General features: G+C 61.1%; 19 protein-coding genes and 2 pseudogenes. 13 read left to right on the forward strand and 8 right to left on the reverse strand.

What is annotated here, in order from left to right; genetic code table 11:
- Positions 1 to 105 precede the first annotated feature (105 nt).
- Positions 106 to 1,113: a zinc-binding alcohol dehydrogenase family protein gene (locus tag N687_RS0107860; protein ID WP_156040077.1), complete on the reverse strand. Its 1,008-nt coding sequence runs from the start codon at positions 1,111 to 1,113 to the stop codon at positions 106 to 108.
- A gap of 263 nt (positions 1,114 to 1,376) precedes the next feature.
- Here N687_RS0107860 and N687_RS0107865 point away from each other — a divergent pair, with 263 nt between their 5' ends.
- The 7 genes and pseudogenes from N687_RS0107865 (at position 1,377) to N687_RS0107890 (ending at position 9,760) form a co-directional block, all read left to right on the forward strand.
- A complete protein-coding gene (locus N687_RS0107865; protein WP_051663050.1) occupies positions 1,377 to 2,186 on the forward strand; it encodes an IclR family transcriptional regulator in 810 nt (269 codons plus the stop codon).
- Positions 2,187 to 2,212: 26 nt separating this feature from the next.
- Positions 2,213 to 3,436 carry a CaiB/BaiF CoA transferase family protein gene (locus N687_RS0107870; protein ID WP_029421335.1) on the forward strand — a complete coding sequence of 408 codons (1,224 nt, stop codon included), beginning with the start codon at positions 2,213 to 2,215 and terminating at the stop codon, positions 3,434 to 3,436.
- Positions 3,433 to 4,335, forward strand: a complete 903-nt coding sequence (locus tag N687_RS0107875; protein WP_197029238.1) for a hydroxymethylglutaryl-CoA lyase — start codon at positions 3,433 to 3,435, stop codon at positions 4,333 to 4,335. Before N687_RS0107870 ends, N687_RS0107875 begins: the two co-directional genes overlap by 4 nt.
- Positions 4,336 to 4,440: 105 nt before the next feature.
- Positions 4,441 to 5,814 carry an MFS transporter gene (locus N687_RS0107880; RefSeq protein ID WP_231493428.1) on the forward strand — a complete coding sequence of 458 codons (1,374 nt, stop codon included), beginning with the start codon at positions 4,441 to 4,443 and terminating at the stop codon, positions 5,812 to 5,814.
- Positions 5,815 to 7,058: 1,244 nt separating this feature from the next.
- Positions 7,059 to 7,223 (forward strand): annotated as a pseudogene (locus tag N687_RS23815) (NADH-quinone oxidoreductase subunit B); the annotation flags it as partial.
- Positions 7,224 to 7,465: 242 nt separating this feature from the next.
- Positions 7,466 to 8,761 carry an MFS transporter gene (locus N687_RS0107885; RefSeq protein WP_035462104.1) on the forward strand — a complete coding sequence of 432 codons (1,296 nt, stop codon included), beginning with the start codon at positions 7,466 to 7,468 and terminating at the stop codon, positions 8,759 to 8,761.
- Between the two features lie 201 nt (positions 8,762 to 8,962).
- Positions 8,963 to 9,760, forward strand: a complete 798-nt coding sequence (locus tag N687_RS0107890; RefSeq protein ID WP_029421339.1) for an enoyl-CoA hydratase/isomerase family protein — start codon at positions 8,963 to 8,965, stop codon at positions 9,758 to 9,760.
- Positions 9,761 to 9,830: 70 nt separating this feature from the next.
- Here the strand turns inward: N687_RS0107890 and N687_RS22070 are convergent, their stop codons facing one another.
- Positions 9,831 to 11,681, reverse strand: coding sequence for a M14 family zinc carboxypeptidase (locus N687_RS22070; RefSeq protein WP_051663051.1), 1,851 nt, complete (start codon positions 11,679 to 11,681; stop codon positions 9,831 to 9,833).
- Positions 11,682 to 12,433: 752 nt separating this feature from the next.
- Positions 12,434 to 13,210 carry an SDR family oxidoreductase gene (locus N687_RS0107900; RefSeq protein WP_029421341.1) on the reverse strand — a complete coding sequence of 259 codons (777 nt, stop codon included), beginning with the start codon at positions 13,208 to 13,210 and terminating at the stop codon, positions 12,434 to 12,436.
- 313 nt (positions 13,211 to 13,523) lie between these two features.
- On the opposite strand from N687_RS0107900, the gene N687_RS0107905 reads away from it, so the two are divergent.
- From N687_RS0107905 to N687_RS0107915, 3 genes are read left to right on the forward strand one after another with little or no spacing between them, the layout of a single operon-like run.
- On the forward strand, positions 13,524 to 14,819 hold the full coding sequence (locus N687_RS0107905; protein WP_051663052.1) for an MFS transporter: 1,296 nt from the start codon (positions 13,524 to 13,526) through the stop codon (positions 14,817 to 14,819).
- Between the two features lie 18 nt (positions 14,820 to 14,837).
- The gene (locus N687_RS0107910; protein WP_029421343.1) at positions 14,838 to 16,124 is read left to right on the forward strand and encodes a lactate racemase domain-containing protein; all 1,287 of its coding nucleotides are present in this window, start codon (positions 14,838 to 14,840) and stop codon (positions 16,122 to 16,124) included.
- A 60-nt stretch (positions 16,125 to 16,184) separates the two neighbouring features.
- The gene (locus tag N687_RS0107915; RefSeq protein ID WP_029421344.1) at positions 16,185 to 17,459 is read left to right on the forward strand and encodes a lactate racemase domain-containing protein; all 1,275 of its coding nucleotides are present in this window, start codon (positions 16,185 to 16,187) and stop codon (positions 17,457 to 17,459) included.
- A 91-nt stretch (positions 17,460 to 17,550) separates the two neighbouring features.
- On the opposite strand, the gene N687_RS0107920 is transcribed toward N687_RS0107915, so the two are convergent.
- On the reverse strand, positions 17,551 to 18,699 hold the full coding sequence (locus tag N687_RS0107920) for a Gfo/Idh/MocA family oxidoreductase (RefSeq protein ID WP_029421345.1): 1,149 nt from the start codon (positions 18,697 to 18,699) through the stop codon (positions 17,551 to 17,553).
- A 334-nt stretch (positions 18,700 to 19,033) separates the two neighbouring features.
- On the opposite strand from N687_RS0107920, the gene N687_RS22075 reads away from it, so the two are divergent.
- On the forward strand, positions 19,034 to 19,636 hold the full coding sequence (locus tag N687_RS22075; protein WP_051663054.1) for a hypothetical protein: 603 nt from the start codon (positions 19,034 to 19,036) through the stop codon (positions 19,634 to 19,636).
- A gap of 348 nt (positions 19,637 to 19,984) precedes the next feature.
- Positions 19,985 to 21,115, forward strand: coding sequence for a M20 family metallopeptidase (locus N687_RS0107935; RefSeq protein ID WP_029421347.1), 1,131 nt, complete (start codon positions 19,985 to 19,987; stop codon positions 21,113 to 21,115).
- A gap of 113 nt (positions 21,116 to 21,228) precedes the next feature.
- Here the strand turns inward: N687_RS0107935 and N687_RS24715 are convergent, their stop codons facing one another.
- Together N687_RS24715 and N687_RS25440 are read right to left on the reverse strand one after the other, a co-directional pair.
- Positions 21,229 to 21,771, reverse strand: a complete 543-nt coding sequence (locus tag N687_RS24715) for a DUF6930 domain-containing protein (protein ID WP_419670153.1) — start codon at positions 21,769 to 21,771, stop codon at positions 21,229 to 21,231.
- Positions 21,763 to 22,315, reverse strand: a pseudogene (locus tag N687_RS25440) (DUF7309 domain-containing protein); the annotation flags it as partial. The pseudogene N687_RS25440 and the gene N687_RS24715, both read right to left, overlap by 9 nt.
- Before the next feature lie 47 nt (positions 22,316 to 22,362).
- On the opposite strand from N687_RS25440, the gene N687_RS25105 reads away from it, so the two are divergent.
- A complete protein-coding gene (locus N687_RS25105; protein WP_029421350.1) occupies positions 22,363 to 23,226 on the forward strand; it encodes an SEC-C metal-binding domain-containing protein in 864 nt (287 codons plus the stop codon).
- A gap of 111 nt (positions 23,227 to 23,337) precedes the next feature.
- Here the strand turns inward: N687_RS25105 and N687_RS25110 are convergent, their stop codons facing one another.
- Both N687_RS25110 and N687_RS25445 read right to left on the reverse strand, forming a co-directional pair.
- Positions 23,338 to 25,281, reverse strand: a complete 1,944-nt coding sequence (locus tag N687_RS25110) for an SWIM zinc finger family protein (protein ID WP_269320518.1) — start codon at positions 25,279 to 25,281, stop codon at positions 23,338 to 23,340.
- Positions 25,181 to 25,513, reverse strand: a complete 333-nt coding sequence (locus N687_RS25445; protein WP_197029239.1) for an MBL fold metallo-hydrolase RNA specificity domain-containing protein — start codon at positions 25,511 to 25,513, stop codon at positions 25,181 to 25,183. The genes N687_RS25110 and N687_RS25445 overlap by 101 nt, the downstream gene beginning before the upstream one ends.
- Positions 25,514 to 25,678 lie beyond the last annotated feature (165 nt).

The raw sequence follows: 25,678 nt of genomic DNA on the forward strand, positions 1-25,678 counted from the left end.
CCCGATACCATCAAATTTGTTTTTACCACCCTGCACCCCAGCCACCTCGCCCCCCGCGCTGCAAACCCCAGCCACCCCGGCCACAGCGCCCCCTACCACCGCCGCTTACTCGAACCCATCCAGGCCAATTTTCCCGATGGTCCGCCCGGAGCGCAGCCGGGCGAAGGCCTCCTCCAACTTCCGCGCGCAGATGGGGGACAGCCGCTCCCGCAACGTCGTCCGCACCCGCCCCGCGTCCACCAATTCGCTCAACCGCATCAGGATCTCGTGCTGGCGTTGCATGTCGGGCGTCTGGAACGTCGAGCGGGTGAACATCAACTCTGTGTACCAGGCCGCGCTCTTGTTGAACAGCGGCCGAAATTCGACCTTGCCCATGGGCGGAAGAATGGTGCACAGCTTCCCCTGGGGCGCCAGGACGTCGATCATCGAATCCCAGTTCGGATCCACCGCGTTGAGGCAGAACACGTACGGCACCTCGCGGATACCCAACGCTTCCAACTGAGATTGGAAGGGTTGAGTGTGATCGATCACGCCGTCCGCCCCCAACTCCCGCACCCACGCGGAGGACTCCGGCCGGGAGGCGGTCCCGATCACCGTGAGCCCCGCCAACTTGGCCAACTGGACCGCCATCGATCCCACGCCGCCCGCCGCACCCACCACCAGGATGGGTGCACCCGCCGCACGCGTGGCCCCGTCGGCGCCCGGTTCGGGCAGGCCCATGCGATCAAACAATCCCTCCCACGCGGTGAGCCCGGTCAGCGGCAGGACCGCCGCCTCCACGAAGCCGAGGGACGCCGGTTTTCTCCCCACGATCCGCTCGTCCACCAGATGGTACTCGCTGAACCCGCCCGGACGCGTGATGTCTCCCGCGTAGTACACCGCGTCCCCCGGCCGGAACAGCCGGCATTCCGGACCCGTTGCCTCCACAACGCCCGCCACGTCGAACCCGAGCACCCGTGTACCGGATTCGATCCGCTGCTTCGTGTCCACCGGATTGACCGCCACCGCCTGTACCTTCACCAACAGGTCCCGCCCCGCGGGCTCCGGCTTCGGCAGCTCCGCATCCGACAACCGGCCTGTCGGTTCCAGGACGATCGCGCGCATCGTCGCCATCCTGTCCCACCTCCGCCACTGGTCTTTCCCTCATTCTGGCACACCTCACCAGGGCGAGGCAACGACGGCGCCTCCCAGGCACTCCCCCAGAAATGCAACCCTTTCCCCCACGCTCCCTTTCCGGATTTGGTGGCGCCGCCCGTCATCCGATTCAGCGTTTTCTCTTCCCGATCTCGCGAATTTTTTATATCACCGAACTATGACCACTCTGCAGACACTGTGTCCACTCAGCGGACACCCACATCCCAACCCAGGAGGCTCCGATGAACCCTCGTCCGACCGAGCATAACCAACTCTTGCAGAAGATCGCCCGCATTTTGGACTACGTGACCCGGGTGGAGGGCCCGCGATCCATGCGGCAAATGGCCCAAGAGTTAAACATCGCCCGGCCGACGCTGTACCGGCTGCTGGACGCAATGGTGGCCGAGGGTCTGTTGCTCCGGGTGGAGGGCGGGTACCACCCAGGGCCGCGCGTGCTCCACTGGGCGGCGGACGCGCTGAACCGACCGGAGGTGGGGCGACTGGCGCGGCCGGCGCTGCAGCGGTTGGCGGACGAGACCGGGCTCACCGCGTCGGTGCACGTGCGGATGGGGCACTGCCGGGTGTGCGTCGAGCGCATGGAGGGGGCGGGCATCGTGCGGCCGCACGTACGCATGGGCGAGTCCCTGCCCTTGCACGTGGGCGCATCCGGCAAGATCCTGCTGGCCTGGCTGCCGCCGGACGCCCGGCAGGAGCTGGTGGCGCAGTCCTGCGCCACCTATCCCGAGCATCCTCTGAACACGCCGGAGGCCGACTTCGACACCATCCGGCAGCAGGGGTGGGCCCTCAGCCTCGGCGAGCGGGACGAGGCCCTGGCTTCCCTCAGCGCACCCGTGTTCGGCCCGCGCGGAGACGTGGTGGCTGCGCTCTCCATCTCCGGCGTGCGGCAGCGGTTCCGGGACGACCAGGTGGCGCAGTGGCGGACGCGGGTGGTGGAGGCGGCCGCCGCTGTCTCCGCCATGCTGGGCGGGAACGCAGCCCCAACCGGATCGCCCCCGCATGCCGAGGGTCATCGCCCCGACTCAGAATCGTGAAGACAGCGCAGAAAGGGGTCCTGTCCATGGAGGAAATGGCAATCACGCGCGTGAAGCGGCCGCTGGAAGGCATTCGGATGATCGAGCTCGGTTCAGTCGTCGCGGGGCCATTCGCAGCGCGGGTTCTGGCGGACTTCGGGGCCGAGGTCATCAAGATCGAGCCCAAGACGGGCGATCCGCTGCGGACCTGGGGACGCATGTCCCCAGCCGGGTGGTCGTGGTGGTGGTACGCCCAGGCGCGGAACAAGCGGCTGATGGTCGTCGATCTCCACCAGTCCGACGGCCAAGCCATCGTGCAGGCGTTGATGGCGCGGTCGGACGCCGTGATCGAAAACTTCCGCCCGGGAACCCTGGACCGCTGGCATCTGGGCTACGAAGACGCCAAGCGCCTCAACCCAGGCATCGTCTACGCCAGCATCTCCGGGTTCGGGCAGAGCGGTCCCTACCGGGATCGGCCCGGATTCGGCAACATCGCGGAGTCCATGAGCGGCATGCGCTACGTCACCGGCTACCCGGACCGGCCGCCGGTGCGGGTGGGATTTGCTATCGGCGATGAGATCGCCGCGTTGTACACCGTGATCGGCATCCTCATGAGCCTACTGCGGCGGGAGCGGACGCGGGACGGCCAGGGCGATCGCGTCGACGTCGCGCTGACCGAGGCAGTATTCAGCCTGACGGAAGCGGCGCTCACCGAGTACCTGCACGAGGGCGTCGTGCAGGAGCGCACCGGTAACCAGCTGACGCGGTCCGCCCCGAGCAACATCTACCCGACGCGGGACGGGCGTTGGGTGGCCATCGGCGCCAACACGGACCACATCTTCCCGCGGTTGTTGAAGGCCATGGATCGGGTCGATCTCGCTGGCGATCCCCGCTTTTCCGACAACCAAGTGCGCGTGCAGAACGTGGCCGAGCTGGACGCCATCATTTCCTCGTGGACGGAGCAGTACGATGCAGTGGAGCTGCTCACGCTCCTCAACCAGCATGACGTCCCCGCCGGTCCGGTGATGAGCGTGGCGGACATCGCGATCGATCCACAGTACCAAGCGCGCGACATGATCCTTCGCGTCCCGGCGGACACGGGCGAGGAGATTGGCATGCCGGGCGTGGTGCCGAAGCTGGCGCATCACCCAGGCCGGGTCGATCGCGCGGGCGGACGCCTCGGCCGCGACACGGACGCCATCCTGCAGGAGGTGCTGGGATGGACGGAGGAGCAGATCCAGGAAGCCCGGCGAAAGGGGGTGATTGCATGAGCGATTGGCCGAAGCGGGTCACCGTGATCGACGTGACACCGCGGGACGGCCTGCAGGACGCCAAAGGGGCGCTCCGCACCGAAGAAAAGATCCGCCTCGTGGAGGAGCTGTACCGGGCGGGCGTGCCAGAGGTGGAGGTGACGTCCTTCGTCTCGGCCCGGTGGGTGCCCCGGCTGGCGGACGCGGAGGCGGTGGCGCAGGCGGTTCGTCATCACCCGGGCAACATCGGCCTCATTCCGAACCGAAAGGGGTACGATCGCGCGGTCCAAGCGGGCGTCCGCGCCGTGACCTTCGTCATCTCCGCCAGCCCGCGCCACCAGCAGGACAACCTGCGCATGCCGCTGGAGCGCTCGCTGGAGGAGCTGCGAACGATCGCCGAGGCCGCAGGGCATGTGGCGCGGGCGGCTGGGCCGGTGCTGCGCGGTGCCATCTCCTGCTCCTTCGGATCGCCCTACCCGGACGAGGACATCCGGCCGGAGACGGTGGCCAGGGTGGCCGAGGCGCTTGCGGCGTGCGGCGTCACGGAGATCGGGCTCGCCGACACGGTCGGGGTCGGGACGCCGGAGCGGGTGGCCAGCGTGATCGACGCGGTGAAAAGCGCGCTTCCGGAGATGCCGCTGGTGCTGCATCTGCACGACCGCAGGGGCCTCGCCTTGGCCAACGTGACCGTGGCGCTGGAGCGGGGCGTGACCCGGTTCGAGACGGCCCTCGGCGGGCTGGGCGGCTGCCCCTTCGCACCGGACGCGCCCGGCAACCTCGACACCGAGACGTTCGTCGGCTGGATGCATCGGATGGGCATCGAGACGGGCGTCGACCTGGCGGCCCTGACGGAGACCCGGACTTGGCTGCTGCAGGCGCTGCGAGCGTCAGCCGAAGAGGACGTGCGGGCCGCTCGCTGATGCGGCCGCTCGCTGATGGCGGTCGGTCCGCCGGGAGTCGCTCGATCCGCCGGCCCCCGCCCCGCACACGTTGTCGAAAACTTGTGGAGAATGGAGGAAATCCCTGTGGCAGACGTCGCCATCGCGGCACGGATGAACCAGCTGCCCATCGGCAGCATGCATCGAAAGATCACGGCCATCATCGGCATCAGCCTGTTCTTCGATCTCTTCGACGTCTTTCTCGCCGGCGTCCTGGGAACGGTCTTGACCAAGGAGTTCCACATCAGTGGCGCGGTACAGCCGCTCCTGTTGGGATCGGCGTTTCTCGGCATGTTCCTCGGCGCCATCGTGTTGAACGGCCTGGCCGACCGCATTGGCCGCCGGCGCGCCATCCTGTTCGTGTTGTTGGTGTATTCGCTGTTCACGTTCCTCGGCGCGTTCAGTTCCGGCGTCGCCTTCCTGATTGTCATGCGCTTCTTGGCGGGCCTCGGCATCGGCGGTCTGCCGCCGCTGGCCGACACGTACATGAGTGAGATGATCCCGGCGGAACACCGCGGCCGGATGACGGCCTGGGCGTATACCCTCGGATTCTGCGCCATGCCGATCGAGGGCTTCCTCGCCCGCTGGCTGGTGCCCACCCATTACGGCATGGCGGGGTGGCGGTGGCTGTTCATCGTGGGATCGCTCGGCGCCATCATCGTGTGGCTGCTGCAACGCCACTTGCCAGAGTCGCCCCGCTGGCTGGAGTCGATGGGCCGCGTCGAAGAGGCCCGGGCCATCGTCTCGAAGCTGGAAGCGTCCGTCGGGCGCGTCGTCGCGATACAGCCGGTTCCCGACACCTGGGTGGAGCCGCGGAAAGTGCCGTTGTCCACGCTCTTCAGCACAGACTTCGCGAAGCGCACGGTGATGCTCTGGATCTTCCAGATCCTGCAGACGCTCGGCTATTACGGATTCGGCACCCTGGTGCCCTTGGTCCTGGCCAGCAAAGGGATCACGGTCACCAGCTCGCTCACCTATCTGACGCTGTCGTTCCTCGGGTATCCCATCGGATCGCTGTTGTCGCTGCCGGTCATCGAACGGATCCAGCGCAAGTGGCTCATCGTCCTGTCCGCACTGTGCATGGCGGTCTTCGGCATCCTCTTCGGGATGTCCACGGCGCCGGGGCTCATCATCGTCTTCGGGTTCCTGTACACGCTTTCGAGCAACATCTTCTCGAACGCGTTCCACGTCTTCCAGGCGGAGATCTATCCGACGGCCATCCGCGCCACGGCCGCGGGATCGGCGTACAGCCTCAGCCGGCTGATGAGCGGACTCATGCCTTTCCTCCTGCTGCCTGTGCTGAAGGCTCACGGCGCCACCGCCATGTTCACCGTGGTCGCGTGTGCGATGGTGATCATCATGATCGACGTGGGCACCCTGGGGCCGCGCACCTCGGGCCGCGCACTGGAGGAGATGAACGAATCGGTGATCGTCCACTCGGCCCCGCCGCTGCGCGGTTGATATCGGTGCGGCGAATGTTGCGGGCGCTTGGGGCGCGCCGCTGGGACTTCAGGTGCGCGGCGACGCTTCGGGCTCGAAGCGGTCGCTTCGGGCGTCGCGCGACGATATTAAGTGAGCAAGGGCCACTTCGGTGGCCCCTTTTTTTCTGTGTATGAAGGGGTTGTGAACGGATTTGTACTTATTTGATGAGACCCGAAAAGGCATAGCAACCGATTCGTATTTATGCGAACGCCTCGGCGGACGGATAGAAACGGTTTTGGATTTATTTGAACCCCCCGAGGCACCTGACGGCTTCGACGGGCCCGATTAAATAAAATTTGGCACCTTGTCCGATCAGCCTAGGCTGAGATAACGTCAAAGTGTTTAGTATCGCCCGTCTCTCACAACCTGTTACATCGATATCGTTGTTATGCCGCAAGCAGCACCGCCGTTCCCGGCGGGGTGTCAATCCTCAGCTTCTTGTTCGCTCAAGCCCGTCATCTTGGACAGGCCCCCTACACTGTGGGAACGCAAGTCGAGTGTAGGCCGCATGGGATCGAGGGAAGCTGCCATGCGATGCTACGCTGGGTAGACGCCCTGGGCCACGTCAACTCACCTGCGGCTCACCTAATAATAAGTAGGATGGCGGGCCCAGACGGGCCCGCCGAACCTTTCCCGCCTTGCGGGCTGGGCTTAGTCCATTCTCGGTCTAAGCTGGATTTTCGTATAAAAACCCGGGTTTCAGCGTCCCACAACCGCGTCTGGGCTACGGTTTAAGCCGGGTTGCCTTACAAAATCGGGGTCCTGGGCCGTTGAAGCGCCGCCCTTAATCCGAGAATTCTGCTCTCGCGCCGGTGTGGAGGCCGCCTGACCGGCCCGAACCGAGGATTTAAGCGGCAAGATCGGATAACTCGCCGGAGAGGTGCCATGCGCCGATCTCGCCATCCATTGGGCAGGTGAGATTGACGAGATGCTGCACCACCTGCGCTACCAGTCAGGGGCGTTCTTCGCCTACGAATGCCGGCTTCGTCCCCTCGATCGCGCTTGTTTGTAAGAAAATCACGGCCAACGACCCGGTGCAGCTGTGCCTGCCGCCCCCAAACCCGCGATTTAAGCCGCATCATCGGATAATCACCAGGGAGAGCCCATCAGGGGGAGAAAATTTACATCGCATGTCACCAGGCTATCCCTCGCCGCTCGCCCTTCGCCCCACGCCCCACGCCCCACGTACCCCCCACCTCCCACCACCGTCGCACGCATCCGTGTGCGCCACCGCGGGCGGGCCGTATATCCAAAGTTACTCGGTACTGAAAGGGGTGGACCAAATCATCCCCGTGGACGTGTACATCCCGGGGTGTCCCCCTTCTCCGCCGGCCCTGTTGTACGGGATACAATTGTTGCAGCAGAAGATCCGTCAGAGCCCGACTTGAGGGCCCAGTAGGGTAAAGGGCCTCAATGGCCAGCGCCTCCAACCCCTTCACAATCGCGCTTCGGATTTTGTATTCGATTTCGTTTCCAATGATAGGTGCAATTGTGCATTGCAACGCCCCTCCGCGAAGACAGGAGACATCCTGTCCCCTCCTTGTCATACCTCCTACCCCGCGCCCATAGAGTGAACCGTGGACGACCATTGCTCGTTCGACGAACGCTCACACGAGGAGGCGACGGAGGAATGGCGGCAAAGCCGGTGGCAGCGGGCGTCCGCCCGAAACTCACCCCGCAACAGCGAAACGCCTTCATCAGTGCATTCGGAGGTTGGACACTCGACGGCTACAACGCCGGGTTGTTCGGCGTCGTGCTTGCGCCAGCGATGAGCGCACTGTTGCCGCAATCCGGCATCGAGGTCAATCCTGGCACGGTGGGTCTTTTCGGCGAACTGATGGTGGCCGTGTTTCTCGCCGGCTGGGGATGCTCGTTCATCTGGGGCCCCATCGCCGACAAGACCGGAAGAGTGAAGGCCCTCATGTTGAGCATCATCGTGTTCTCGGTGTTCACGTTTCTCGCGGGACTTTCTCAAAATGTGTGGGAGCTGGCGATCTTCCGCTTCCTCGCCGCGGTGGGGATCGGCGGAGAATGGTCCATGGCGGGAACGTTTGTGGCCGAATCCGTTCCCGAGGAGCGGCGGCCATTCTTCGGCGGATTCTTGCACGCGGGCACCTACTTTGGATTTCTCATCGCCGCGGTGGTCAATTACTTCGTCGGCGTCACACTGGGCTGGCGGTGGATGTTCTTCATTGGAATTCTGCCGGCGCTGTTCGTGTTTTACGTTCGCGCCAAGAGCGTGGAATCCAAACGGTGGGAGAAGGTCTCCGGCAACACCGCGCGCGTGTCGTTCTGGAGCTTCTTCGCGAAGGTCTTGCAACCCCCCTATCGGACCCGCACGTGGGGGAATCTGCTGTTGCTGGTGATCTGCCTGATGGGTTTCTGGGCGGGATCGCAGTACCTTCCAACCGCCATCTTGACGTTGGCCAAGCCCGCCGGGATCACCGGAACCGATGCTGCCCACCTGGCCACCTTGGGAGCGGTCGTACTCGACGTGTTCACCATCATCGGCTGCTTCCTCGCGCCGTACCTCGCGAACCGGCTGGGGCGCCGCCGGACCCTCGTCATCTTCTTTACCCTCATGATGATTGGCATCCTCGGCGGGTTCCTGTGGGCCTTCTACGATCACGGTCTGGGCGCATTCTTCGCCTTCATCCCGATTCTGGGCTTGAGCGGCGCGGACTTTGCGCTCTTTACCATCTGGCTTCCGGAACAGTATCCGACGGAAGTTCGCGCCAGCGCCTTTGCCTTCGCAACCACGTTCTCCCGGTTCGTCGCGGCGGTCGGCACGTTTGTCATCGGCTGGGCCATCAACGCCACGCACACGATTGGTGTACCGTTGGCCTGGACGGCAGCTCCGTTCCTGATCGGCATCTTTCTGACACTCATGGTTCCGGAGACGAAGGGACATCGCCTGCCCGACTGACGCTCTACCATACATCCTGTACCGCCAATCCGGGGAGCGCCGGGTTCCGCGCGCGATATCTGAATTTGCACATCTCACGCAGGATTGGCATGCTGAGAGGGAGACGGGCGTCTGGACCCTGCTCCGTGGGTTTGACCCACTTCCACGCGCATGGAAGCTGCTCAGACGCATCGAGGACTTGCAACAGGAGGTATTTGACTCGTGAACCCTACCTCTCCACGGCCTGTCTATCTGCACGTTCACGACGGAATCGGGGAAATTGTGCTCAATCGGCCCGAAAAACGCAACGCGCTCCATCTCGAGATGTGGTCTCAACTGGCAGAGGCCGTGGTCAACTGTGACGAGGACGCAAACGTGGAGATTGTGCTGCTGCGGAGCAGTGACCTGGGCGTGTTCTGCGCGGGCGCGGACATCTCGGAGTTCTCCACCGTTCGATCCGATTCCGCGTCCAATGCACGCTACAAAGAATGGGTTCAGCGCGCGGTCATGGGCCTCAGAGATCTCACGAAACCCACCATCGCCATGATCTCCGGCCCCTGTGTCGGGGGCGGCACCGAGCTGGCCGTGGCGTGTGACATCCGTTTCGCCTCCGACACGGCCAGGCTCGGCATCACCCCAGCGAAACTCGGCTTCGTCTACGACGTCGCGGAGACCCGCATGCTGATCGACCTGGTCGGCCCGAGCCGGGCAAAGGACATCCTGTTCTCGGCGCGACTACTCGACGCCGAAGAAGCGCTGCGCATCGGATTGGTCGATCGCGTCATTCCGGTTGCGCAGCTGGAGGAAGAGACGTACGCCTACATCCGCCAGCTCATGCAGAATGCCCCCAACTCCCTTCGCGGAGCCAAGGCCATCATCAACGCCCTGGTCGCGGGTGCACCCACCGACGATCCCTCACTGCAGGAGATAGTGCGTGCATCGCTGGACAGCCCGCATTACAAGGAAGGTGTGCGCGCGTTCATCGAAAAGCGCCGTCCCCATTTCCCGCGTCTGCCTTGACCCAGTCCATGAGAGCGGAAGCCGACGACGGTCACGTCTCATGGGTTTGCACGCGTAGCACGAAACCGCATTACGGCGCGTGCACCACACTGTCTGGGTTTTGCAGGTATTCGTTGTAGCCCTCCTCGGCCAACTCCAGTCCGACGGCCTGGTTTTGTGACCATATGCTTGCAAAGTACTGGATTGGCACCGGAGCTTCTCCGAGGGCCGGTCCGACCTCAATCGTAAAGCCGGGTCTTCCCACTTTTTGCGTCCACCAGTCGGTCAGGCCTCCACCTTGTTCGCTAGCCGACGGTGTCTGGACGGGGTATCCGGTCAAGTGCGACATTCGGAGCGCCAAATCGTGAAAATGCGACAGGTTGGCTGGGCTGATCTGATATCCCCAGTAGATGACGCCTCCGGAGGCATGGTACGCAATCTCTTCTTGCGGGTTGATCTGATTGATCAGATTGAGAACCGCCTTGACTTCATTGATTTGATACGGGGCCGTGCCTGTGTAAAATTCGTACCACGGGTGGGTCACGATGCTCGGAATCGTGTACCAGCCTCCGTCGTACTGACGGTTCGGATCGATCCCCTGCGCGTTGTTTTTCCAGCGTGCAAAGTTGGTCGATCCGTTGTTCATCGCGACAAGCGACGCCCGGACGTCGGCGGGAAACACGCCGTCCCCGAATTGCGCCAGCGTCACGCCGTCCGGATTGACCATCGGCATGAACCAGATCGTCGTCTCATCCAAAATCTGCTTGACGTTGTAGCCGCCGATCGACTGATTGTTGCGGTAGGCGTACGCGTAACGATCCAGCATGTACATGTTCAACGTCGTTGTGATCCATTCCCGCGCGTGGTGGGACCCGCTGATGAGGACAGTCGCCTTTCCTTTTCCGAGGCCGATGGCGTAAATGTCCCTTCCATATACGGTCTGGCCGACCACTTTCACCTGAATCAAATCCGGGTACATGTCCTTCAGGGATTGGATATCTCTTTGCATGACCGTATAGGAATAGGTTTGATTCGGATTCACCACCGGATGCGCCGGCGGAAACTTTGCGATGAGAAACACCTGGCCGTTCCACGACGGGTAGTCACCCAGTCGTTTCAGGCCTGTCATCACGTACCAGATGGGGACATACGTTTTGCCTTGAAACGCGATGACAGGAAACGGAACATCGGACTGGTCGGGGAGGTGAACCGTCAAAGGCTTTGCGGGATCGAACGCCGCTGTTGCACCTCCAGGCGCAGCGCTCTGATTCCAGTACCAGTCGTTTCCAACCAACACGTTCGGAACGCCAAACGCCGTGAGGGCCTTTGTGAGCGCGTCGAGATCCATATATTCGGTTCCCTCATAAAAGCTGGCCACCTGGGCATCCCGATACCCGTTGTCCGTGGTGATGCTTCGCGTGGTCAACGCGAAACCCGGCAGGGGCGGAATGGGGTTTGTGGCGGTCATCGCCCAAGTGGTTCCATTCCATGTCGAATGGATGCCCAGGCGGTTCAGCGCTTGCTGCAGGTACCAGATGGGCATGTAGGTCGTATCCACACTGCTGCTTGGATCTTTTGCGACGAGCGAAGGTGCGTGCTCTACGACAACGCCATTGACAATGATGGCCTTTCCGGATGAAGAAGGGTTTGGGTTCGAGTAGTCGGCCGCTTCATTCACGGTGAGGTTCCAGTTGGATCCGTCCCAAGTGCTGGCGATGCCCAGGCGGTTCAGCGCCTGCATCAGGTACCAGATGGGCAAATAGGTGGTGTCGTTGTAAACAAAGCCCTTCGGCGCGGAGACCAGACTACCGTTTAACGTGATTTTTTTGGTTTCGAATGAGAGGGAGCTCGCGGCGACATCTTGCGGATGCACCCATGCCCAAAGGGCCGACGTTGCGAGCGCGGACAACAACACCGCCGAACGCACCTTTTTCCCCTTCACAATCCTGGAAAACCTCCTCAATTCGAATAGAAAACGGGGAGGGTACAGAAATTCACCCTTCCCGTTTTCACGGTTATCTGATTTTCAGTTGGCGACGGTACACGGACGGCCGGTATCCCGGCGGTTTTTATTTCGTCGTGACGCTATTTCGCCGCCGGTGCCGACGATTCCTGCCCTGCCGGCGTGGAAAGTGTTTCCGGACGTCGCTGCAACCCACCCGGATTTGCCGGAGGCTCTCCTGGTCAGCCGGGCATGGCCCCCCTGGACACCCGGCCTTCTACGAGCGCTTTTGCGAGGGACTGGCGGACGCGCTGGTGCGTGGGGGGGCCGCAGGAAGGTTGGGCCGGCGGCGGTGGTTTGGCGCGGGTCTACGCCTCAGACCGGTGAATCCCGCTGATGATTATCCGATGATGCCGCTTAAACCCTGGGTTTGAGGGCGGCAGGCCCTGGTGAAACGGGCGATTAAGCGTGATTATCGTACAAACCAACGTGGTTGGGGGGGCGGAATCCGCGTTTTTGTCAGGAAACTCGGCTTAAAGTAGCCCTCAGATGGGCGTGAGACAGGTCAAAATGGCCCAGATTGTACGAGAATGCGGTTTATCTTCTGTCGGGGGCTTGGTCTCTGCTGCCGCCCCTGCAGGGGGTGAGGGCGGCTGTCGTTGGTGAGGGAGGACGGCGGGGCTTCGCACACTGCCAGCACACGGGTAGCACGGGGCGAATCATCCCCTGCCCTGCCAGCCAGCATGTGAAAGTCAGTCCCAAAACCCGCCGTCGGAATGGATGATCTGTCCCGTAACCCACTGGGCTTCGTCACTCGCCAGGAACGCGACCAGACGCGCCGCATCCTCCGGTTGGCCGATTCTGCCCATGGGGAACTTCGGCAACAGCTGGGCCTTCACTTCGTCCGACATCCACCCCGAATCCGTCGGACCGGGATCGACCGCATTCACCGTGATGCCGAGGGGCGCCACCTCGGCAGCCAGGGAAACCGTGAACGCCGAAATCGCGCCCTTTGTGGCCGCATAGGCCAGCTCGCCCCGCATGGGCCCTTTGTCCTGTCCGGATATCATGTTGATGATTCGCCCCCCGCCGCCTCTGTACCGGCGTGCGAACTCGGCGCAAAGCAAGCAGGTCCCCCGGACATTCACCGCGTAATGGGCATCCAGGATCTCAGCGTTCAATTTCTGAAATCCATCCGACGTGGAGTGGGTTGCGTTGTTGACAAGAATGGATGGTGCCCCAAGAATCGTGATCGTCTCGTCCAGAATACGTGAGGGCGCATCCGATTTGGCCAAATCCACTTCCAGATGAGCCGCTCGCACGCCGATCGCGCTCAGCTCACGAACGAGTTCCTCCGGCCAATTCTCGTCCGCACCCCACTCCATTTCGCGGTCGTACCTTTTCCAATGCGTGAACAAGATGTCAGCCCCATCCCGTGCCAGCGCCCGGCAGATGGCGGTCCCAATGCCTCTGCGCCGGCTTGCGCCGGTGACAATGGCAATCCGGCCCGCCAATCTCTTCGTCTGCATGGGTATCCTCCTCGTGATGTGATCCAGTCTAGCTAAGCCTAGATCACGACTTGATTTGAGTTGGCGGCAGCGCCTGCATGTACAGTATAGGACCCACCCATGGAACAGACCAAAGAGCACGGTAGAAACCATGATGAAAAATTCGATCCATCGTGATATTTTATCTATTGTTCACACTTTACCGTATCGAATGCACATTTTAAGTGAACGCATCGAAAGATGGAAGGGAGGATATACGGGTTCATAAACGTGTACGAATTTAATAAAACATTCCAGAACACCATACGCAAAGGCAGAAAAAGGGGAGTTACCAATGCCGAAAGTCGTTTTGGAAAACAATGCTGCTGCCGCACGTAGTACACGCTATCGCTCAACCGTGCTCCTGCTGATGTTTCTAGGGGCCGCCATCAACTATATGGACCGGGGCAACATTGGTGTTGCGGCACCACTCATTGCGGAACACTTCCACTTAAACAGCGGTCAAATGGGGATTGTATTGTCTTCCGTTCTGTGGACGTACACCATCGCACAAATTCCGATGGGAATCTTGATCGACAAATACGGTCCGCGAGTTATGGTCTTTTTAGGCGTATTGATCTGGTCTATTATGACCGTCCTGACGGGGGCGACGGGTGGATTCATCAGCCTATTGCTGGTCAGAATGGCGCTGGGCTTGGGCGAGGCCCCAACTTTCCCCGCGTTCGGGCGTGTCGTTTCACAGTGGTTTCCCTCCAGTGAACGTGGGACAGCAAACGCGTCCTTTATTTCAGCGGTCATGTTCGGGTCTGCTTTTACTCCGCCATTGGTCACGTGGCTGATGCTGAGTTACGGATGGCGCTCCGCGTTCTACGTGACTGGTTTCTTAAGTCTTGTCTGGACGTTTGTTTGGTGGAAGTACTTTCGGAATCGTCCGAGCGAGTCGAAGTACGTGTCTGAAGCAGAAGCTGCCATGATCGGTGACACAAAAGTTCCCCAAACATCCACCAAGATGCCCTGGTACAGCGTTCTGCGATATCGCAACGTTTGGGGATTAATGGTAGGACTGTTCTCTATCGACTACGTTCTGTATATCTTTGTCTCCTGGTTGCCTACATATCTTGTTAAGGCCAAGCACCTGACGCTCGCCAAAACGGGATTCGTCGCGATGATCCCGTATATCGTTGCGTTCGTTTTGGTGTGGATTTTCGGAATTTGGTCGGACCATCTCGTGAAACGAGGCTGGGCGCCTGGGAAGGCGCGTCGCACTCTGGCCGTTGTGGGGATGGTGATTTCGCTGTCGATTCTTATCGCACCTCACGTACAAAGCACCGCGGGCGTGGTCCTGTTTCTAAGCCTTGCGCTCGGCGGTGTGATGGCGGCCAACGGAGTGATTTGGGCACTCCCGGCTGCAATCGCAACCCCGGAGTACGTTGGCCGCATCGGTTCGTTCCAGAACTTTGCCGGCAACGTCGGAGGAACGCTTGCGCCGCTTTTGACAGGCTTCATCCTGCAAGCCACCGGGTCGTTTGTGATTCCTCTTACAATCGGTGGATTGCTGGCTGTCGCCGCGATTATTTCGTATATCTTCCTGATGCACGAGCAAGAGGTTCTGATCGGAGACAGAGGATAAAAGGTGGAGTGGTCTGCATTGAGCATCATTCAAACGATTTTGCAGCAGATTCCCCTCCCTTCCATGGTACCTGTGGAGCAGAGATTTCCCCTCGTACGAGTACCTGACATTACGATGGCAGTGAAAGAAGCAATTGCACGGATTTCAGCGTTCCAAAATATAAATGCAGATTCACATGAGAGGTCTGTCGCAGTCGCCGTCGGCAGTCGGGGGATCGCTGGAATCGCCACAATTGTTAAATGTGTCGTGGCTGAGCTGAAATCCCTTGGGTTTGCACCATTCATTGTGCCTGCCATGGGCAGCCACGGTGGCGCAACTGACGAGGGGCAGAAGGCGGTACTCGCGGCTTTAGGCATCACAGAAGAGAGGGTACATGCTCCGATTCGATCTTCAATGGAAGTCATGCAGATTGGGGTCACGCCGAGTGGGATTCCGGTCTATTGCGACAGGTTGGCACTTGAAGCAGATGCCATACTGCTTGTCAATCGCGTGAAACCGCACACGGTGCTTCCTGGCCCGGTGGAAAGCGGATTGATCAAAATGGCAGCGATAGGGTTGGGAAAGCAACGCGGTGCTCAGGCCATTCACAGTCGCGGGTTTGCGAACGGTTCCAATGATATTCTGGAGGTGGCACGCGAAGTCTTCGCTAAAGCGCCCATCGTGGGCGGCATAGCCATCGTGGAAAACGCGTACGGGGAGCCGGCGAAGATCGTGGGCATCAACCGCGATCGAATCGAAGAGGAAGAGCTCCCTCTATTAAGGGAAGCTTATCGACTGCTTGCGACGTTGTTGATTGACCCAATCGACGCACTCGTCGTGTACGAAATGGGGAAAAACATCAGCGGGGACGGGATGGACCCCAACGTCATCGGGCGGTTTCCAGAACCGCACAGGTCGGGTGGTGCGCATATTCAACGAATCGGCGTGCTCAATCTGACTCCAGAGACACACGGCAACGCCAACGGAATCGGACTAGCAGACTTCATAACGGAAAGAGTACGGGATCAGATTGATTTCGAAAAGACGTACGCGAACTCTTTGACATCAAATCTTGTGAATCTGTCTAAGGTACCGATTACTTTAAAAAATGACCGCGAAGTCATTCAGGCTGCGCTCAAGACATGCATCAACTCAGACAAGAGCGGGCCTTCTCTGGTTCTTATCCGAAACACGCTCGAACTGCAACGGATCTACGTATCGGAGAACCTGACGGAAGCTGTGCACAGTCATCCAAGCTTGCAAATTGTTGGTGACAGTTTTCAACTTCCGTTTGACGCTCAAGGTAACCTGGATGGTTTGTTTTGATTCGGCTTCTTGAGAGATAACAGAATTCAACGTCTGCAGGCTGAAAGGATGTCGACGGGTATGCCCATTCTCGAGAGTGGTTTAGACTTCGAAAGTCCCGTGATGGTCAAAGTCCAACAACACTTTCCGGCTGACCACATGAGCCGAGACGAGATTTATTCGTCGCTTCGCCAACAGTGTGCAGATCCCAGGATTCGCTCCAAGGTGAAAGCTGGAGCCAAGGTCGCTGTTGCCGTGGGAAGTCGAGGCATCGCGGAGCTGAAGTTCGTCGTGCGCACTGTGATAGATTGGCTGAAAGAACAGGGGACGATCCCGTTCATCGTCCCCGCTATGGGAAGCCACGGCGGCGGTACTTCGGATGGACAACGCTTAGTTTTGGAACAGTATGGCATTACGGAAGACGACATGGCCGTTCCGATTGACGCTTCGATGGATACCGTGCAATTGGGCGTGGTCGATGGTGCTCCCGTGTATTTCAGTAAGGCGGCGTATCACGCTGACCTCGTGGTGCCAATTTGCCGGGTGAAGCCTCATACGGACTTCAAAGGCCCGATAGAGAGCGGCGTATTCAAGATGCTCAGCATTGGGCTTGGAAAGCACAAGGGTGCAGCTGCGCTGCACAGCTTGGGGTTTAGAGCGTTCCCGACCTTGATTCCAAATGTCGGCCAATTCATTATTGACCACGCACCCATCGGTTTTTCCGTTTGCATCGTGGAAAACGGTTATGACGATGTGGCAACGGTTCAAGTCGTTCCGGCGGAACTGACCGCGGAAGAAGAACCGAAACTTCTCCAATTATCTAAACAATTGCTTCCCAAAATCAATGTGGACGACATTCATCTGTTGATTGTCGATCAAATCGGAAAGAACATAAGCGGAGAGGGAATGGATCCGAACATTACGGGACGGTCTCCACTGCCCATTTCGCATGAAGGAGTTCCACGTATCGACCGGATTGCCGTGCTCGACTTGACCGAAGAAACACATGGGAATGCGACCGGCATCGGCATGGCAGACCTCACCACTGTGCGGTGTTTTCGGAAGATTGACCTCTCTACGACATACGCAAACGTCATCACAGCCGGGCTGTTCAACAGCGCAAAAATACCCGTGATGCTCCAGAATGACAGAGAAGTCATCGCAGTTGGACTCAAATCTGCCACAACGGTCGAGCCGCCAAAAGCCCGGGTGGTTCGCATCCGGGACACGCTGCACCTGGGGGAGTTTTGGGTTTCAGAGGTCATTGCAGAGGAACTGCGTCACGACCACAGATTCACGGTGACAAACGAACGTAAACCATTCTTGTTCGACGAACAAGGGAATCTCACGTGGTAACTATGCGAGCCCTCTCGGCTTGCTTTGAAAAAAGAAAGCGGGCTCCCACGTCGGTGAGAGCCCGTGCTGCGACTGGCTTGCGCGACGTTCATCACCCGTCCTGCCCATCCGGCCACACACAATCCATCCTGCAGCCTGTCCGGCTGCTCTCCTGCGCCCACTCCAGCACCTGGATCACATCCCGCGCCTCCCGGGCATCCACCGGCGGCGAGCCCCCGCGCAACAGCGCGTCCGCCAGGCCCTCGTAAAAGCGCTCGTAACACCCGCGCTTCGTCTCGATCACCCTTCGCTCCACCGTGCCGTCCTCCCGCACCACCGACAGCCGCCCGTACATCTCCGGTCGATCCCGCCCCCATTCCGCCGCCCCAGGCCGCACCCCGGCCTTCAGCTGGTCCTCCTGCGGATCGATCCCGTATTTGCAAAAACTTCCCCGATGCCCATGCACGAGAAACCGCGGTCCCGGGTCGGGCACCACGTATGCAGAATGCAGCACCGCCCGCAACCGCCCGTAACCAAGCACGATGTGGAAGTAGTCCTCCGCCCCGGCGAGCGCACCGGCGGGTGCACCCGCAGATCCCCCCGCAGACGCACCGGCAGGTGCCCCACCCGCCGCGCCGTTGCCCTCCGCTCCGTCGCCTCGCTGCACGCCCACGTCCGCCCAAACCCATTGCGGGCGGCCGAACAGCTGCAGTGCCTGATCCACCAAATGCGGCCCGAGATTGAACAGTGTTCCGCCGGACCCCGCGCGCTCCTGCCACCGATCGGCCGCCTGCGGCCGGTACCGGTCATAGTGGGCCTCGTACGTGTACACCTCCCCCAGCTCTCCCGCCGTCACCAGCCGTTTCACCGTCAGAAAATCCCCGTCCCAGCGGCGGTTGTGGAACACCGTCAACAGCCGCCCCCGCGCCTCCGCCAGGCGGATGAGCTCCTCCGCCTCGCGCGCCCGCATCGTGAACGGCTTCTCCACCACCACGTGCTTGCCCGCCTCAAGCGCACGCCGGGCCGTCTCGAAGTGCAGCGGATGCGGGTTGGCCACCACGACCACATCCACGTCATCCCGTTCGATCACGCGGTCCGCCCGCTCCTCCACCACTGCTTCGGGACACCGTGCACGCACCTCGCCCGCCCGGCTCGTCGCCACCGCCACCAGTCGCAACGACGGGACCGACGCGATGAGCGGCGCGTGAAACACCGAGCCTGCCAGCCCGAAACCAATCAGGCCCACTCCGATCGATTCCATGGGATCGCCTCCGTCCGATTCCGTCCGATTCCGCCCGATCCAATCCGAGGGCGTCCGCGCCTTCCATCAAGTGCTACCCTTTTATGTACAATCGAAAAATTGCATCGCTAAGTTCAGTATACTGCACACTCGGTCTACCAATAGCGTCTATCCGGCGCAGACCCATCCGACGCTGGCCGGACCCAGCGCACGCGGGTTGAACACACCAAGGCCCGCTGTAATCTTGTAATCTATCGCCGAATTCACAAAACGACCTGCAGATTCACTGACAAGTCTTCCCCGACCTCCATCAAGTGAGGTACGATGTGTCTATCAACCCACTGAGGTGATCCCGATGGACGAACAAAGATTGGCCGAATTGGTCGGGGCCGTTGTCCGCCAGGAAGTGTCGCCGCTGCGGGAAGAAGTTGCCACGCTTAGCGAAAGGGTGACCGTGCTCAGTCAGGAAGTGACCGCTCTGCGGAGGGATGTGGCCGCACTGGACCATCGTGTGACCGCGCTCGAGAACCGTATGGAAACGCTCGAGAACCGTATGGAAACGCTCGAGAACCGTATGGAAACGCTCGAGAACCGTATGGAAACGCTCGAGAACCGCATGGAAGCGCTGGAGAATCGTATGGAAACGCTCGAGAACCGCATGGAAACGCTCGAGAACCGCGTTGAAACGCTGGAGAGTCGTGTGGCCCGTCTGGAGGATCGCGTCACCACACTTGAGCATGAGATGACTGTCCTGCGCAAGGATGTGATCGCCATCCAAACCCGGCTCAACGACATCGATGAAACCCTGCACGCCACGTATGACCAGGTCGGCAGGCTGTCCGTCGCCATGACCGAGCTCCGGATGGAGGTCAACCAGCTGCGCAGCGGCGACCTGTACCTCGCAGGCCGTCTCGGTGTACACGACATGGAGATTGAACTCCTCAAAGCGCGACACTGACTGATGCCCACGCGTCCGACACCGCCATCCCGTCCTCAATCGACCGGATTGGAAGTGCATTTATGCCTCCAACCGGTTGGCCATGCTGCGCGTCGACAGAGCCGCCCCGTCCCGCTTGAGACGGTCATCTCCCAGCCGAAATCTTTCTCCCGTGTACCCTCGTCATTCGCACAGAGACTCGCCTCCAGCGGCCATTCCATCAACGGCGTTCCAACCGCATAGGCGGTTGAAAGAGTATACTGAAGAGGGTACACAGAATCGCTCGTGTACTCCGACGAGCAACACGAGAAGACCCGCACCCCGGGCTTTGTGCCTCTTGTCTGCTGAACTTCACATGCTGAGGAGCGAATGACATTGTCAGACTTTTACGCCTATCTGGAAGCGCATCGGGCCGACATCCTGCAGGACATTCGCACGTTGGTGGAAGCCGAATCTCCCACCCATCGCAAAGATCTGGTAGACGAGTGCGGGCAGGTGCTGGCGGGACTGTTTCGTGATCGACTTGGGCTCGCGCCGGAAGTGCTGGCCCAGGACAAGTTTGGAGATCACCTGCGGTTTACATATGGCGAAGGAGAGTCGCAGGTGCTCATCATCGGGCACTTCGACACCGTTTGGGATCCAGGCCGCCTGGCGCTGCGCGAGGAAGGCGATCGGCTCTTCGGTCCCGGGGTGCTCGACATGAAAGCGGGTTTGGTACAAGCCCTCTGGGCCGTCAGGGCGCTGCAGGCAGGGGGCGGGTCCTTACCGCACAAGGTCGTGTTCCTGTGCAACAGCGATGAGGAGGTCGGCAGCCGATCCTCCCGTCCCGTGATTGAGGCGGAAGCCCGAAAGAGCAAAGCGGTGTTCGTGGTGGAGCCCGCACAGGCGGAGACCGGCGCTCTGAAAACCGGACGCAAAGGCGTCTCCATGTACCGCGTCCACGTGCGCGGCCGGGCGGCTCACGCGGGCAACCACCACGAGGCAGGCGTGAGCGCCATCCGAGAGCTGGCGCGGATTGTCCAGTACCTGGAAGGGTTGACGGATTACGAACTCGGTACCACCGTGAACGTCGGCGTCATCCGCGGGGGCACCCGGAGCAACGTGGTGCCGGAGTCCGCCGAGGCGGAGGTCGACGTGCGCACCGTGACGGTGGCGGAGGCCGAGCGGATCGACGCTGTGATAAAAGGCCTCGGCCCGAGCCGGGAGGGGCTCCGCGTCGAAGTGGAAGGGGGCATCAACCGGCCGCCCATGGAGCGCACGGAGAAGACCGCGCGCCTGTTCGCACTCGCCCAGGAAATCGGAAGCCAGCTCGGCATGTCGCTCGGCGAGGCCCTGGTCGGCGGCGGCAGCGACGGCAACTTCACGGCGGCCATCGGCGTCCCCACGCTGGACGGGCTGGGCGCCGTCGGCGACGGCCCGCACGCCGAGTACGAGCACATCCTGATTTCGCACGTGGTCCCGCGGGCTGCCCTGCTGGCCCACCTGCTGACACGCGTGTAAGCGGCACAGCGATCGCGCCGGCGGCGTCCCTGGAATGGGTCGCCGCCCGGCGTCAACCGCCTTCCACCGAGGGCGTTTCACCCCCCGTCTCATCCCGGCGGCGTTTCACTCCCTCATCCCAGCCGTTCCTCCATCGCGTACCTCACATCTTCCAACGCTGGCAGCGGCGCAACCCGACGAACCGCCACCCCAAGCAATTCAGCAATCGGCTCAAGCAGTAACCGTGTCTCCTCGCGTTTGACAAAAAACGCCTTCGGACACACCCCGAATGTGTTCATCGTTTCAAGTAACTTGTCAGCGCAACTCTGTGTGTATTGTTCCGGATCCGCCACATGAGCCTGCAGGATCATCCCTGATTCTCTGTCCACGCACAACAGCAGCTTCGGAAACATCGGGCGCTCGCCTTCCTTCACCACAAACGGTGCGTATGACACATCGACCTCCCACGGTCCCACCTTGCGCGCCTGACGCACGATCCGCCGCACAGCGACCTCACTCACTTCAAATGGAGGAATCCCAGGCCCGTCCTCAGCGATCTCCGGGACGCTTGTCCATTCGTCTGTCCAAGATCCATCTGGGGCTTGCCTGCGCGTGAACACCGTGCCCGGGTCCCTCGAAACGAGCAGATCGCTGTCATCCCGCAGCCCCTTGGCCACATCTGCCGCCTGCTCCAAGGCCACCGTGAGAAATCGAGCCTCCTCGCCCGTCAGATACCAAGGGAAGTATCCCGGCAGATGACTGCGAAACAGCGGCATGCGGTTTTTCCGCGGAAATGCAACCCAAGTTGCTTGATAATCTCTCGATCCCGCTTGTCCACATCCTGGCTGCTCTCAAACGACGCGATCAATGCGTGCTGTGCGTAGAGCGTCTCTTCCCTGCCTTCCTCGTTCCGCATGGTTTGCAGCGACCGCCATCCGGCTTCGCCCCGGTAGACCCCAAGCCCGAAAACTCCCCGAGAGCCCCCATGACCACGCAGTATCCCGTCACGCCCGTTTCAGGGTTTACGACAGCGAATAGATCGTCATCGTACATCCAATCCCAAGGAGCCAATTTCCGAAAGGCCACGGCCGCCTCGTACAACGCCTTCCATTCCTCTAGGGTCGGTGATTCTGTTATTGCCAGCCCCTCCTTCTTCCAAATCCAATCCACGTCCCTTGGCCAGTATAAGTCTTCGACGTTTATGGCCGGGCGCACCTGCATGATAAACTATTCACAGAACGGATGACCTTCGAAAGCAGGGTGACCAGATGGAACCATACTACCGCATCGATTGGAGCGCCGGCAAAGATGAGGATCTCGTCGCGGTTGAATTTGAAGACGGCTCGCGGGTTGCCATCATAGAGTCCTACTGCACGAATCCGGCCTGTTCCTGTACGGCCTTGCACCTGGCGTTCACCGCGATCGACGAAAATGGACACGTGCAGGGAGAAGTCTGCTCGTTCTACCTCGACACGCGGACCTGGCAAGCCAGTCGCGTGTCCGTAGAATCGAAACACCACATGCGTGCCCGTGCTTGTATGGAGGAGTTCTTCGGCGGGCTGGACGACCACCTCAAGCAGAGGTTCAGCACCCGCGTTAAAGAGGCCAAGGAGCACGGTCGCAGACAATGGCTTGCTCGCATGAACGAACGTCTCTGCGCCGGGTACGAGGAGATCTTCCACGATTCCGACGCCCGCCTGTCCACCTTTGCGTGGGACGACCGGCGGTATCTGGTGGACGATCAATACTGCATCAATCCCCTTTGCACCTGCAACGAGGTGATCCTGAGTTTTGTCGACATCACGGATCCTCCCACAAGTCAGACGCTTCATTTCGCCATCCGCGTGCCCTTCGACGGGGGAAGCTGCGTGATCGAGGACAGCCACGGCTTCGAGCCGAACGAAATCAAGGCAATACACAACGGATTCATGAAACACGCGGGCGGAATGCGCGTGTTTAAGCGGCGCTACGCCAAGATGAAGGATTTCGGGAGGACGCTGTTACGCCAGACCGGAGGCGATGGACGGAAGCGGACACCCGTGGTCAAACAGAACAAGGTCGGCCGGAACGACCCTTGTCCCTGCGGAAGCGGGAAAAAGTTCAAGAAGTGCTGCGGTGCGACGCACGCGTGACAAGCTGGAACAGAGGCGATAATTTATAATCGGAATTGAGTCTACGGTAGCCACATCGGAATGCGGTTGTCAATGAGGAATTTGACCGGCCGCCCCCCATCCCCCAAGGTTCTACGCCAACCCCGCGCGGTGGATCTCGTCTTTCAACGCCCGGTACCGGTGGTACTGTTCGAGGAGGTTTTCCATGTACGCCGTCCAGTCGCGACGCCAGCCCGCCTTCATGTACACCTCGCGCAGCGACCGCATCCACCGGACTGCGTCCTTGTAGGCGCTGCGGGACTTCCGGCCGATGCACTCGTCCACGAAGCGTTGGTAGACGGAGATGCAACGCGCCGGATGAGACGCCGTGGCGTTGTGTAGAAATGCCAGCAGGTCATCGTCGCGGGCGTAGGCGCTGATGTGGGCGTTCTCCAAGACCCGCCACGCTTCTTCTTCATCTCCGATCTCCCACAGCATCCGGCAGGCCAACCCGATCCTCCATGCCCGGCGGACGGCGTCGGCCCACAGGCGGGTTTTCTCACGGCCGAGGTCATCCGTGCGGACGTCCTTCAGACAAGCTTGGAACCGCGCCCACGTGGGTGATGCGAGCAGCGCGTTCTCGCGCGACGCCGCGGCGCGATGCCCCAGTCCTGCGGCTTCATAAATCCTGGCCAGCCACTCGTGCGCATCGGCCCCCGGGCGTGGGTCAAGTCGCAGTGCCCACTCCCCGTAGCTGACCGCTTTTTCGTGTTGATCGATCGCGGAGAACGCCTCGGCCAAACGGCGCACCGTGCTGCTGCGCACGTCGGACAACCGGCCGTCCACCGTCGACTCCGCTTCGTCCATCTCGCCGTACCGGATGCAGAGCGTACACCACCACTCGATCAAATCACGCCCGCTTTCGTTCCAGGGCCGCGGTGAAGTTGAAAGGCCTTCGGCCGGTTGGCAGAGCTCCCCGCTGGACAGAAAATCCGGCCTCTTCTGCTGCATCCGCGCCTTGAACTGCCGGAGGTGAGCGCCGTCCAGGATACAGGCCGACAGGACATCCGTCCAGTCCACGAGGTCAAGCATATCGGCGCACTGCCCCGCGATCCAATCCGTGAAGCGGATGACCTGACGGCGCACCCCAGTCTCGGGCTGCACCACGGGCTGGCCCTGGTGCGGCAGGGACGCTGTCTCCGCCGCCCCCGTCCATTCCCCTGCCTCCGCCTGAACCTGCCGCCGCACCAAAGCCGCCACCCGATCCAGGGCGGCGAGGCTTCGGTCCTGTGCCGCGTCCAATTCGAACTGCGCTTCCTCTGGAAACCGCGATATCCACTGTGACACCGACACCGCCGTCACCCCGAGCCCGATCAGCGCCGGGACCACCGCGTCCCGCGCCAGCTCCTCCAACTGGTCGCACCAGTGCTGGACATGCCGAACCGCTTCCCTGCAGTCCCAGCGGTCGGCGCCGTCGTCCGGATCGCCCCAGCGGTCGTAACCGCGGTCAAGCCCCGGCTCCCACTCCTCCACCTCACACAGGCCTTCCGCCTGTTCCAGGATCTGCTTCACCTGGGCTGTGAAGTACACCGCCGCCTCCTCGACCGTCATCGTCCGGGTGAGGGTGCGGGCGGATTGGGTGCTTTCCCAACGGTCCAACGAAATCTTCATGTGCCGCGCCCAATCGGGTCGATCCCGCAGGGACAACGCCACAACGTCCCTCAGCTGTTGCTCGTTCAGGGCGGACAGCGCCTCGATCACGTCCTCAGGATTCACCCCTTCGTACGCGCCCGCCGCCTGAACGCTCGCCGGATCTTCCTCTGCCGCTGCGAACACGACGGCGACCATGTGTTTGCAAAAGCCGTCAAAGGGGCAGTCGCACGTGCTCCGCTCAAAATTCGCGATGTCCACGCGAGTGTTGTACGCACCGGAATGACCGTGAACCGTGGCCTCTATCGTATCCCCCTGCATCTCGACGTGCAGGACCCGCCCCTCTTCATAGTACGCCCAACCCCGATGGAGCACACGGGGTCCGACCCACATTTCCATGTCGCGCCGCAGCGCTCTGAGCCGTTCGCCGCTCGCTCCTCGAGTCACCAAGTAGATCACCTCCTCTCGTCATGTGGCTTGCCGACGGGCTCTGCCCCGACAGGCTCCCGCCTCCCGCAACGACCACCCGGTCCGCTCCTGGAACCTCTCCTTGGTTTCCGAGCGCATCCTTCGCCTCCCCGTCGCCGTACACGAGCAGCACCCGCTGTGGGCGCAAGTCCGCCACCGTTTGCACCAGCTTGCGCCTGTCCGCGTGCACCGACAGACCGTAGAAGCCCACCTCAAGTCGTTTTCCATCTGATTTTAGCAAAAGCCCGTGGGTACGGGGTGAAGCGGGGACTCTGGCAGGTCAGCCATGGACAGGCGGAGGGCGAGGCCAGTGGGAGGGTGCAGTCGTCAGTCGTTGAACGATCCGGTGTGACGCAGAAGTTCAACTTTGCTATCG

The sequence above is a fragment of the Alicyclobacillus macrosporangiidus CPP55 genome (genome assembly GCF_000702485.1).
Lineage (GTDB): Bacteria > Bacillota > Bacilli > Alicyclobacillales > Alicyclobacillaceae > Alicyclobacillus_H > Alicyclobacillus_H macrosporangiidus_B.